The following is a 12,127-nucleotide window of genomic DNA, read 5'->3' on the forward strand; positions in this document are numbered from 1 at the left end:
ATCCCCCTACATATTGAGAATAGTTTTCATTATCAAAATCGATATTACGATTTTATAAATATATTGTCAATAGTAATAATTTACAATCATTATCACTGCAACTGAAAATAATTATTACTATCATTGACAATGCGAATTAAGTTACAATACACTAACAACGTATCATTATACATTGAAGGAGAAACGCTGCATGTTATTAAAAACAAATCAAGCAAAATGGGTTGGATTATTTGTTGGAATCATTGCAGTTATTGCTTTTATTTGGGGGAGTATTATTTTTGGATATACAAATACAAGTGGGAAGTTAGCACTCGATGCTTTTTTCCATTTTAATGGTTCAAATGAACATATTATTATTCAAAACGTGCGTCTTCCAAGGGCGTTAATTGCTGCTAGTGTTGGTGCTAGTTTAGCTATCGCTGGTTGCTTAATGCAAACTTTAACTAAGAATCCACTTGCTGCTCCAGATTTTATTGGATTAAACTCAGGTGCTGCCTTTTTCATTGTTGTAGCAATTGTTGTTTTTTCGATAACATCTTTGTCAGCGTTTACGTGGATTGCCTTTTTAGGTACAGCGGTTGCTGCGGCACTCGTATTTGCATCTAGTTCTTTAGGAAAAGAAGGGACAACTCCACTTAAGTTAACATTAGCAGGGGTAGCGATAAGTGCCTTATTTTCTTCTTTAACGCAAGGATTACTTGTATTAAATGAGAAAGCGTTAGAAGAAGTATTATTTTGGCTTGCTGGTTCCGTACAAGGTAGAAAGTTAGAAATATTGCAATCTGTATTCCCTTATTTATTAATAGGGTGGATAGCATCTCTTATGATGGCAGGAAAAGTAAATACATTAATGATGGGAGAAGATGTTGCGAAAGGGTTGGGGCAACGAACTGTTTGGATGAAATCATTGGTACTACTCATTATTGTTTTACTGTCTGGCGGCTCAGTTGCTGTTGCAGGTCCAATTGGCTTTATTGGAATTATTACCCCTCATTTTGCAAGAGCTCTTGTCGGTGTAGATCATCGTTGGAGAGTTCCATATAGTGGGTTGTTAGGTGCCATTTTGTTATTACTTGCAGATATTGCTGCAAGATATGTCATTATGCCACAAGAAGTTCCAGTAGGGGTTATGACAGCATTTATTGGTGCACCATTCTTTATTTATATTGCACGTAAGAGAGGGCTTAGCAAATGAAGAAGTATATTCCGTTTCGTATAGGAAAAGACGGCCTCTCGTTTTTAATGTATAAACGAGCTTTTCTCGTCTTGTCAGGTTTATTAATTGTTTTAATCGCATTATTTTTTGCAAGCGCGGGTATGGGGGAGATGAAAATAGCCCCATATGATGTATGGCAAGCAATTACCGGAAACGGTGATGCAATGTCTAATATGGTCGTAAATAAGTTCCGTATGCCGCGTATTTTAATTGCAATTCTTGTAGGAATAGCTCTTGCTGTAGCTGGTTGTATTTTACAAGGGCTCGTTCGAAACCCACTTGCGTCCCCTGATATTATTGGGATTACGGGCGGGGCAAGTGTAGCAGTTGTACTATTTCTTGCTTTATTTAGTGATAAAAATAATGCATTAACAGTAAGCATTCATTATATGCCGCTAGCGGCCTTTATTGGTGCGACCATTGTTGCACTTTTTGTATATTTATTTGCATGGAGAAATGATGGATTATCGGCGATTAGTCTTGTTTTAATTGGTGTTGGATTTTGGGCACTAACGAAGGCTGCGACAACATTGTTTATGCTGTTAGCGCCAATCTATCAAGCGAGCCAAGCAAATGTATGGATTACCGGTACTGTTTACGGATCTTCTTGGCAAAACGTAGGGGTATTAGCACCTTGGGTTCTTATTTTAACAGTGGTTGCATTTATATCGGCGAGACATTTAAATGCACAAGAACTTGGTGATGATATTGCTGCCGGACTTGGGATTCGTTTAACAAAATCACGTTTTTTCCTGCTACTCCTAAGTACGGCGTTAATTGGGGGAGCGGTTGCTTTTGCAGGTGGAATCGGATTTGTTGGTTTAATGGCGCCGCATATTTCAAGAAGATTAGTTGGTTCTTTATATGGTGCATTACTTCCAGTAGCAGCTATTGTCGGTGCGATTTTAGTACTTGCTGCCGATTTAATTGGGCGCACAGTCTTTGCTCCGCTTGAAGTTCCAGCAGGTGTATTTACATCAGCAATCGGTGCTCCGTATTTTATTTATTTACTTTATAAAAGTCGAAATTCATAAAGGTAAAAAAATACATAGATGATTTTCTGTCTATAAAAAACGGGGTAAAGGAAGATGAACATGCAAAAAGCACTAGAGACTAAATCGTTAACATTGTCTTACGGTGAAACAACTATAATTAATGAGTTAAACCTAGAGATTCCAAAAGGAAAGATTACGATTTTTATCGGTTCTAACGGCTGCGGAAAATCAACTTTATTACGTTCGCTTGCTCGCTTATTAAAACCGACATCGGGTGATATTTTATTAGAAGATAATGCAATTCAAAATATGCAAACGAAGCAAATTGCGCGTCAAATGGCAATTTTACCACAAGGACCTCAAGCTCCAGAAGGACTTACTGTACTGCAACTTGTGAAACAAGGACGTTACCCATATCAAACATGGCTGAAGCAATGGTCAGAAAAAGATGAGGAAATGGTACAAAGAGCGCTTGCTGCAACAGGTATGACGGAATTTGTTGAACGTGATGTTCATGCTCTTTCAGGTGGACAACGTCAGCGCGCTTGGATTGCTATGACGCTTGCACAAGATACAGATATTATTCTGTTAGATGAACCGACAACATACTTAGACATGACACATCAAATTGAAGTGCTAGATTTATTATTTGAATTAAATGAAACAGAGCAAAGAACAATCGTTATGGTACTACATGATTTAAACTTAGCGTGCCGCTATGCAGACAACATTGTAGCCATTCAAGATAAACAAATTTATGCGCAAGGTAAACCAGAAGAAATTGTTGATTGTAAATTAGTTCGTGATGTATTTCGGATGGATTGTCAAATCATAACCGATCCGTTATTTGGAACGCCGCTTTGTATTCCGCAGGGAAGAGGAAGATGTTTACTTCCACAAGCAGCGCAGGTAGTGAAAATAAAAAAGCGATGAAATTTCATCGCTTTTTTATTTTTTACAAGAAAACAAGAGAAAAAGAGGAATACGCAATCGGCGTGTATATTCTTCTTCGCTTTGAAAATGGTTTCGTTTTGGTATTGCTTCTCGTAAATCTGTAATTGTAAATCCAGCTTGTTGTAAGAGTGTAAAATATTGTTCGATGGTGCGGTGATATTTAATGACATCCTGTTCAATCCATGGTTCAATACGCTCTCCAGTTTTGAAATAATTGTCGATAAGCCAACTTGTTCTCTTACCGCTAGTTTGTAAACTCTCGAATGAAGAAGTAATAACAGGATGTTGAACGCTAAAAGTGAAGATGCCGTCGTTTTTTAAAGTTTGATAAACATTTTGAAAAATAATATCGAGATGTTCAATATAGTGCAGAGCGAGTCTAGCTGTAACAAGGTCAAAAGTAGAAGAGGGATATGTATAGTCTTTAAGGTTTATAAAATGGACGATTCCATTTTTATTTTCTAGTTGTTTTATAGCTTCTGTATACATAAGGTGAGAGCCTTCAATACCGGTATAGGATAAACAACCTTTTTGTAATAACTCTACACCGAACTGGGCATCACCACATCCTAGATCAAGAATTGTCTTTTCTTTCACATCACCAATGAGCTGCAATAAGGCTGGTTTTTCGATTGTATCATTTGGATTATCATTTCGATATCTACGCTTCATGTACTGTTCAAAAAAAGAATCGTTATTATATACTTCAGATTCTGTAAATGCCATTTTCTCAGCTCCTAAAAACATTTTTTTCATTCTATCAAACAATTGAAGTAAATCATAGATTTCTTGTATTTAATCCTATATAATTAAAAGTTGTAAGCGTTTTCTTTAAGCTATTTTTCTATAATAAATTTCGAAAACGTGTTAAGCTAGTAGAGGGATTATTAGCATTATTAAGATAATAATCCGCTTACATGAACGATAGGGAGGCTTCACGATGTCTAGTAAAACACTCGCAAACTTTTTAGAAGAAAATTTAGAGGATTTAAAAGCAAAGGGGCTTTATAACGTAATTGATCCGCTAGAAAGTCCAAATGGACCAATCATTACAATTGGCGGGAAAGAATATATTAACTTATCTTCAAATAACTATCTTGGTTTAGCAACAGACAATCGTCTGCAAGAAGCAGCAATTGGTGCAATTCATAAATATGGTGTTGGTGCAGGGGCGGTACGTACAATTAATGGTACTCTTGATTTGCATATCAAATTAGAAGAAACAATTGCAAAGTTTAAACATACAGAAGCAGCGATTGCATATCAATCAGGATTTAACTGTAATATGGCAGCGATTTCAGCTGTTATGGATAAAAATGATGCGATTCTTTCTGATGAATTAAACCACGCGTCTATTATTGACGGTAGCCGCTTATCGAAAGCAAAAATTATCGTTTATAAGCATTCTGATATGGAAGATTTACGCAAAAAAGCAATCGAAGCGAAAGAATCCGGTCTTTATAATAAATTAATGGTTATTACAGATGGCGTTTTCTCAATGGATGGTGATGTTGCGAAACTACCAGAAATCGTTGAGATTGCAGAAGAGTTAGATTTAATGACATATGTAGATGATGCACATGGTTCAGGCGTACTTGGACAAGGTGCAGGGACTGTAAAACATTTTGGCCTTTCTGATAAAGTAGATTTCCAAATTGGTACATTATCAAAAGCAATTGGGGTAATTGGAGGATATGTAGCAGGGAAGCAAAACTTAATTGATTGGTTAAAAGTTCGTTCACGTCCATTCTTGTTCTCAACAGCTTTAACACCAGCGGATGCGGCGGCTTGTATGAGGTCTATTGAAATTTTAATGGAAAGTACAGAACTACATGACCGTTTATGGGAAAATGGCCATTATTTAAAACAAGGTTTAAAAGAGCTAGGCTTTAACATTGGAGAAAGTGAAACACCAATTACACCTTGTATTATTGGCGATGAAGTATTAACACAAGAGTTTAGTAAACGTTTAAATGAAGAAGGCATATACGCAAAATCAATTGTGTTCCCAACTGTAGCAAAAGGAACAGGTCGTGTTCGTAACATGCCAACAGCGGCGCATACGAAAGAGATGCTTGATGAAGCAATTCGTAAGTATGAAAAAGTGGGAAAAGAAATGGGAATCATTTAACACAATTACATCTTTTGAAAGCTTGCAAATGAGGAGTGGGGAAAATGAAAAAAATTCTAGTAACCGGTTCTTTAGGGCAAATTGGTTCTGAACTTGTAATGAAACTTCGCGATGTATACGGTGCATCAAACGTTATTGCGACAGATATTCGTGAAACAGATAGTGATGTTGTAAAATCTGGTCCATTTGAAACATTAGATGTAACTGATGGTCAGAAACTACATGATATTGCGAAACGGAATGAAGTGGATACAATTATTCATTTAGCAGCTTTACTTTCAGCAACTGCAGAAAAAAATCCGTTATTTGCGTGGAATTTAAATATGGGTGGGCTCGTAAATGCATTAGAAGCAGCACGTGAGTTAAACTGTAAATTTTTCACGCCAAGTTCAATCGGTGCGTTTGGTCCAACAACGCCAAAAGATAATACACCGCAAGATACAATCCAGCGTCCTACTACAATGTATGGGGTAAACAAAGTAGCAGGAGAATTGTTATGTGATTACTATTATCAAAAATTTGGTGTTGATACACGTGGGGTCCGTTTCCCAGGTTTAATTTCTTATGTGGCTCCTCCAGGAGGCGGTACGACGGACTATGCAGTTGAAATTTATTATGAAGCAATTAAAAAAGGTGCTTACACCTCTTACATTGCGGAAGGCACATACATGGATATGATGTATATGCCAGATGCACTGCAAGCAATTGTTTCATTAATGGAAGCAGATCCAAGTAAGTTGATACATCGTAACGCTTTTAATATTACCGCAATGAGCTTTGAGCCAGAACAAATTGCAGCAGCAATTCGCAAGCATATTCCGACGTTTACAATGGATTATGCTGTGGATCCAGCTCGTCAAACCATTGCTAACAGCTGGCCAAACTCAATTGATGCAACAGCAGCGAAAGAAGAGTGGGGCTTTAAAGCGGAGTATGATTTAGATAAAATGACAGCTGATATGCTTGCTAAATTAAAAAAAAAATTAGAAGCTGAGTTAGTACTTAGCTAATGAAAAAAGAGCCGATTCAATTTTTTGAATCGGCTCTTTTTGTCAGCATACCTAAACATAGTCTAGGGAAGAAATAAGTTTTTTCGTTATATAGACTTTACCTTATTCGTATCTAGACTTCCTGGTTCGGTGCTAGATTCAGGGTATTGTTGTTCCGTTTCTTCATATTGTTTCTCATATTCGTAGCTAAATGCTTTATGCGCTTTTTGATCTTTCTCCCAAGGAGTCGATTTTCCTAACTTTCTGTTAGTGGAAGAACCGTAAGGGCCCTCAGGAAACTCTTCGGGAATGACATATTGATGTCTTGCTTCAGCAGCTGTAAAATCTGTATATTGTTCATCCTTTTTTGGGGACAAATGAAACATCCTTTCAAGTATATTTGATAGTAGACTTCTTCTTTAATATACCCAAAAAGATTTCTATGAATTTTTCATTTCCTTTTATCAGCGCTTTTTCAAATATATCGACCGTTAGATAAATTTCAACTAAAAAACAGGAGCTAAAATCAGCTCCTGTTTCCTATTCAATTGTCTTCAGTAATAATTTTTTCAATAACGGTTTAATCTTTAAGCGTAAATCTTCAGCATGATTCGCCACTAAAAAGTGATGGTTATAAATATTTTTCATTAATTGATATGTTGCTTCTTTTGCTTCGCCTTCTTCGATGAAAATTCCGATGACTTCCATACCGCTTTTACGAGCAAGTTTAACCGCTTCGTGTGTATCTAAAATACCGTCTTGCTGATAGTCTAATGCAGATGGTTCACCGTCTGTAAAGACGAGCAGGAATTTGTGTTTCTCTTGCCTTTTTGCAAGCTTTTCAGAAACGATGCGGATAATGTAACCATCCCGATTGTCTTCCTCTTCACGAAGCTGCATAATTTCTGGACCAACGTTTGGTAACGTTGAATTTTTGTATGTTACAACTTCATGAATTACGTTTGGCTTATCTTCTGGTGTTGCACTAGAAGCATCTTCCCAAAAACCACTAATCGCATGAGGGATTTTTAACGATTTTAATGCTTCATGGAACAGAACAACACTCTTCTTTGTTTCTTCCATTTTATTATACATAGAGCCAGAGCAGTCCACTAATAACTGAAAGGCAACATCAAGCTCTTGTGATTCTTGTCCTTTTTTATAAAACATACGTGGTTGCTTTTCTGTATAAATACGTAGAAATTTTTTACGAAGTCTTCCGTAGTATTTATCGCTATTCGCGTTTGTTTTGTTTTCAATCGTTTTTTCAATAATTTTCTTTAATTCTTTTACGTCTTTATTAATGACTGACTTGATGGCTTGATAGTCTTTCTTATCGTCAGGGGTTGGCTTACGAGCTTCTTTAAATGTATGTGACGCACCAACGTTATATTTACCGTATATGCCCTCATTTTGACTAGAAGCATGGGAAGCTCTCGCATCTTCAGTATCAGCGCCATCAAAATTCGACTGTGTACTTTTTTGCGAAGTACCTTGTACTGAACCGAGTGCTTGATCACCATCTTCAGACTCACGAGCCGTATCGCCCATCATATTTGTTTTCGTACCACTTTCTAATTCAAAACGTAAGAAGTTTTCATTTTCATTATTTTTATTTTCACGATGCCATGTAGAGAAGCTTTCATTAATTTTGCTCTTATTATCGTCATCATCTACGATTTGGACATCATCATTTGCTAAATCTTCTACGCGCCCATCTTTTTCTTCTGCAATAACAGATAAATAGAGTGGCGCATGTCCAAAGTAGTTATTAATCATATCATTTTCAAGAAAACCTTCTAAGCGATAACGGATTTTTTCAACAATATACATTGTATCTTCCGTATTACGAGCCTGGAATGCTTCATGTAAAATAGCTTCAAATTGCTCAAAATATTCGTTGTTAAACATTTCATATTTATCGCTTGTTAGTGAAAGATAGCATAGACAAAATAGACGATCTCCATGATAGTTACGAACACGATTTATTTCATTTTGTGAGCCAAAATAATTTCGGTACATTTCCTTGCGTCGTCTAAAGATATGTTTCGTTCCAGGACGTAGGCTTTTTACAATTTCTTCAACTCGTAAATCTTCTAACAGAACAAATAATTGTGTTAAAAACTTTTTAAGAGGGGACTCTTGTAATTCGATCGCATAAGAGCGAATTAACTTCATGTCTGAGTAATGTTTATTGCCAAGTGCTTTTAAAAACACTTCGCTTTTTAATCCGATTACTGTATCTTCTTCTTTGCGATCATCCCAAAAGTGACTGATGACAACCTTTTTTTCAACTTCGTCGTAGTAAGCTTTATAGCCATACTCTAAGTAAGCATCATCTTCTTTTAGAAGAGCATACATTAAATTTTCCATTTGAAGAAACAGCGACGCATCAATTTTTTTGTCACTAAAAATTTGTCTCATGAATTATCCCTCAAAGAAATAGCTTTCGGCTAATTCACGGACAGTCATTTGTTCTGTTTCATCATTTAATTTCGCGATGATGCTTCGCTCAATCGCACGCATAACAGGGATATATACGCCTAAATCACATGCATCGATAATACCACGAATACTTGCTGCTTCTTCACTTACACGTCCATCACGAGCAAGTGGCATGAGGTCACTTGCGAATGCCACAAACTTTTCAATTGTTGCAATGTCTTTCAATTTTGATTCAGATAATAATAGTTGTTTTAATATATCGCCTTGAATATAAGGAACTTCAATGATAACAAAACGGTTTTTTAATGCTTCATTTAATTCACTTGTTCCAACATAACCTTCGTTGATTGCAGCAATTACACGATATTCTTCATCACCATATACAACTTGCTGTGTAAATGGATTTGTAATCATTTTACGGTAATCCAATGCACCGTGAAGAAGTGGAAGTGTTTCAGGTTTTGCCATATTAATTTCATCGATATATAGGAAATGCCCATTTTTCATTGCTTTCATAAGAGGACCGTCAACGAAGGAAACTTCAGATGCCCCGTCTTTTGTTTTTAATGTATTGTATCCTAAAATACCTTCCACATCTAAATCAACCGAACAGTTAATACTGTGCATTGGTTTTTGGAATAAGGAAGATAGAGTTTCTGCAAGGACTGTTTTTCCGCTTCCGGTTGGTCCCTTCAGTAGAATATTTTTACCAAGCAGAAGTGCTGTAATTGCATCTTCAATAATGCTATTATCCGATGCTTTGTACATTTTTGTACCGATTAAATGTCCATTTTCACCAGCTGCTTGTTTGTTTTTTTCGTGAATTGTTGCCAGTCGCTGCTTTAAATCAGCATGTATATGAAATTGTTCTAACATGTATTTCCCACCTAACATTATTTTCATAAAGTAAACAATACATCTTATGATAACTTGTTTTAATATGGTATGCAAAGAAAAGGAGAGAGAGAAGAATGTACCATAATAAAAGAAAAAAGTAACCAAAATGACTTTGATTACTTTTTTGTAATTATAATAAAGGGGAAATTAGACGCATTAGAGATTCTAGTATTCGTTTTTTAATACTTCTTTTTTGGAATGATTTCCATCTAATTTCAGTTGAATGGTTAAAATCTTCTTCAAAATCATGTTTAATATCAAGAACTGTCTTGGATTCATAAAGTACGCTAATGATTTCATAATTTAGTTCAAAGCTGCGGACATCCATATTTGCCGTGCCAATTGTTGCAATTGTATTATCAACAAGTACAATTTTAGCGTGCATAAAACCATCTTTATAGCTGTAAATTGAAGCTCCTGCTTTTAGGAGTGGTGTAAAGTATGATTGAGATGCTTGATCACTAATGATGCTATCGCTCTTACCTGGATATAGAATGCGGACATCTATTCCAGCCAGTGCACTTAAACGAAGTAATGTTAATGTTTCTTGATCCGGAATGAAGTAGGGTGTCGCAATCCAAATTGATTTCTTAGCAGAAGCTATAACAGCAAGTAAAGTATTGCGAATGCTTGTATCATCTGAACTTGGTCCACTTGCTACAATTTGAACAGCACCTTCTGCATGAGAATTTTCTTTACCTGGAAAGTATTTTGTATTCATAAATTGATCCCAAGAATAAGTATTTAAACCACTAGAGGCATAGAGCCAATCCTCAAGAAATATTGCTTGTAATTTGTATAATGCTTTCCCTTCTATTCGTAAGTGACTGTCACGCCAAATTGGGAATTTTTTAGAACGACCAAGATACTCATCACCAACGTTGAGCCCTCCGGTAAAACCAATTTCTCCGTCGATAATGATGATTTTACGATGGTTACGATAATTGACTGTTTCAAGTAGCCACGCTGAAAATATAGGATCGAATTCCACAATTTCAATTCCTGCATCTTTCATAGGCTGTAAGAAGCGTTTTCGCAACGTATTGCTTCCGAGTCCATCATAAAGGAACCGTACAATTACACCGGAATTTGCTTTTTTTATTAAAGCGTCTCGAATTTGTGTACCAATTTCATCTGCTCGATAAATGTAGTATTGAATATGTATATGGTGTTTTGCATGTTCAATCGCTTGTAAAATTTCTGGAAATGTTTGTTCACCGTTAGTTAAAAGTTTTGTGGTTGTTGCATCGGCGACAGGGCCACCTCCAAACTTTTGTACCACTTTTGTTAAATGCATAGAGTGTTCACTTAATGAAGAAATAGATGATACATCTAGCTGCCTTCCTTCTAAAATTTCACGGAATAATTTTCGCTGCTCTTCTGAACGATGAAGATGTTTTTTTCTTCTCCAGCGACTTCGGCCAAAAATAGAGTATAAAAGTACACCGACAACAGGAAGAAGAGCCAATACTAAAAACCATGCTAATGTGCTTTGTGGGGAACGGTTTTCAATAAAAATAACGAAAGAAATTCCTACAATTGTGATAGACCATAAAGCACCAACGAAGGTGTATAGTGAAATAATGGACGTATCTAAAAGGAAAAGTACGATAGATACAAGTGTAAATACAAATAATAATTGAACGATAGGATTTTTCATCTGTATAAATCTCACCTATTCTTTCTTAAATATAGGATTCTTATATGGAAGCTGTAATCTAACATTTCTATTATAAAACGTTTTATTTTTTTGTACCAATCTAGACATTTTTCCCATGCCTTCCGCATTTGTCCCACATAAGGTATATTGTTCCATTTTTTATATAAAAAGGAGTGTGAATGATATGAACGGAGTAAGTCGTCCGTTTGGTGGGTTTGGTCATGTCGGCGGATTTTTTTCCGGGTTTTAGTTGGTGCTTTACTTAACCCTGCTTTTGGTTATCCATATTACTCTGATTACCCATACTATATAGGTTATCAGGATTATACGTACTATCCGGGTTATTTATACAGCACATATTGATGAATGTGTCAGAATAAGAGGTGCCCACGCTTTCCGCGGTTGTCCTGCATATGGTGATAATAAATAAGGTATAAAGGAGGTAAGAAAATGAACGAGATGCGCAATCACGGCGGACACAATCACGGTGGGCATCATCATGGTGGGCATTATCATGGTGGACACCATCATGGCGGACATCACGATCATCACCACCATGGTCATTCTGGTGGCGGAGGTAGCTGGGGGTGGGGAGGAGGTACATTTTTTCCAGGTAGTTTTGCCGGGGGGGTATTAGGAGGACTGACAGCTGGAGCATTAACAAGTGGCGGAGGCTATTATCCGGCGCCGTATCCAGTTGCATATACAGCGTCATATCCAATGCCGTACCCTGCACCATACCCAACACAATATCCATATGGGGCTTATTAATAAATAAATACAAAAAGCAGACTGTTTTGGTCTGCTTTTTTGTATTCAATGAACGATATGTGATACGGG

The 12,127-nt window shown here is 36.5% G+C and carries 11 protein-coding genes; 6 read left to right on the forward strand and 5 right to left on the reverse strand.

Translation table 11 applies throughout. The features are described from left to right. The first annotated feature begins 190 nt into the window (after positions 1-190). The 3 genes from NSQ40_RS03165 to NSQ40_RS03175 are packed head-to-tail and all read left to right on the forward strand — an operon-like array spanning position 191 to position 3,144. Positions 191-1,195: a FecCD family ABC transporter permease gene (locus NSQ40_RS03165; protein ID WP_003195100.1), complete on the forward strand. Its 1,005-nt coding sequence runs from the start codon at positions 191-193 to the stop codon at positions 1,193-1,195. Beyond that, complete coding sequence (locus NSQ40_RS03170; RefSeq protein WP_033795874.1) at positions 1,192-2,250, forward strand: FecCD family ABC transporter permease; 1,059 nt, start codon at positions 1,192-1,194, stop codon at positions 2,248-2,250. The genes NSQ40_RS03165 and NSQ40_RS03170 overlap by 4 nt, the downstream gene beginning before the upstream one ends. A 54-nt stretch (positions 2,251-2,304) precedes the next feature. Continuing rightward, entirely contained in the window at positions 2,305-3,144 is an 840-nt protein-coding gene (locus NSQ40_RS03175) for an ABC transporter ATP-binding protein (RefSeq protein WP_003195096.1), read from the forward strand. A 15-nt stretch (positions 3,145-3,159) separates the two neighbouring features. Here NSQ40_RS03175 and NSQ40_RS03180 read toward each other — a convergent pair whose 3' ends face one another. Continuing rightward, entirely contained in the window at positions 3,160-3,891 is a 732-nt protein-coding gene (locus NSQ40_RS03180) for a class I SAM-dependent DNA methyltransferase (RefSeq protein WP_258248435.1), read from the reverse strand. 214 nt (positions 3,892-4,105) lie between these two features. On the opposite strand from NSQ40_RS03180, the gene NSQ40_RS03185 reads away from it, so the two are divergent. Both NSQ40_RS03185 and NSQ40_RS03190 read left to right on the forward strand, forming a co-directional pair. Further along, the gene (locus tag NSQ40_RS03185; RefSeq protein WP_258248437.1) at positions 4,106-5,296 is read left to right on the forward strand and encodes a glycine C-acetyltransferase; all 1,191 of its coding nucleotides are present in this window, start codon (positions 4,106-4,108) and stop codon (positions 5,294-5,296) included. Between the two features lie 35 nt (positions 5,297-5,331). Beyond that, on the forward strand, positions 5,332-6,306 hold the full coding sequence (locus NSQ40_RS03190) for an L-threonine 3-dehydrogenase (protein WP_003205847.1): 975 nt from the start codon (positions 5,332-5,334) through the stop codon (positions 6,304-6,306). 86 nt (positions 6,307-6,392) lie between these two features. Here the strand turns inward: NSQ40_RS03190 and NSQ40_RS03195 are convergent, their stop codons facing one another. The 4 genes from NSQ40_RS03195 to NSQ40_RS03210 form a co-directional block, all read right to left on the reverse strand. Continuing rightward, on the reverse strand, positions 6,393-6,671 hold the full coding sequence (locus NSQ40_RS03195) for a hypothetical protein (protein WP_003195088.1): 279 nt from the start codon (positions 6,669-6,671) through the stop codon (positions 6,393-6,395). A gap of 154 nt (positions 6,672-6,825) precedes the next feature. After that, positions 6,826-8,709, reverse strand: coding sequence for a vWA domain-containing protein (locus NSQ40_RS03200; RefSeq protein WP_003195086.1), 1,884 nt, complete (start codon positions 8,707-8,709; stop codon positions 6,826-6,828). 3 nt (positions 8,710-8,712) lie between these two features. Next, positions 8,713-9,606, reverse strand: coding sequence for an ATP-binding protein (locus NSQ40_RS03205; RefSeq protein WP_098716080.1), 894 nt, complete (start codon positions 9,604-9,606; stop codon positions 8,713-8,715). A gap of 151 nt (positions 9,607-9,757) precedes the next feature. Then, positions 9,758-11,287: a cardiolipin synthase gene (locus tag NSQ40_RS03210; RefSeq protein ID WP_003195082.1), complete on the reverse strand. Its 1,530-nt coding sequence runs from the start codon at positions 11,285-11,287 to the stop codon at positions 9,758-9,760. 450 nt (positions 11,288-11,737) lie between these two features. Between NSQ40_RS03210 and NSQ40_RS03215 the strand changes: the two genes are divergently transcribed. Further along, positions 11,738-12,058, forward strand: coding sequence for a hypothetical protein (locus NSQ40_RS03215; protein ID WP_098187805.1), 321 nt, complete (start codon positions 11,738-11,740; stop codon positions 12,056-12,058). Positions 12,059-12,127: the final 69 nt, after the last annotated feature.

Origin of the sequence: Bacillus sp. FSL K6-6038, from assembly GCF_038050455.1 — a bacterium.
GTDB lineage: Bacteria > Bacillota > Bacilli > Bacillales > Bacillaceae_G > Bacillus_A > Bacillus_A pseudomycoides.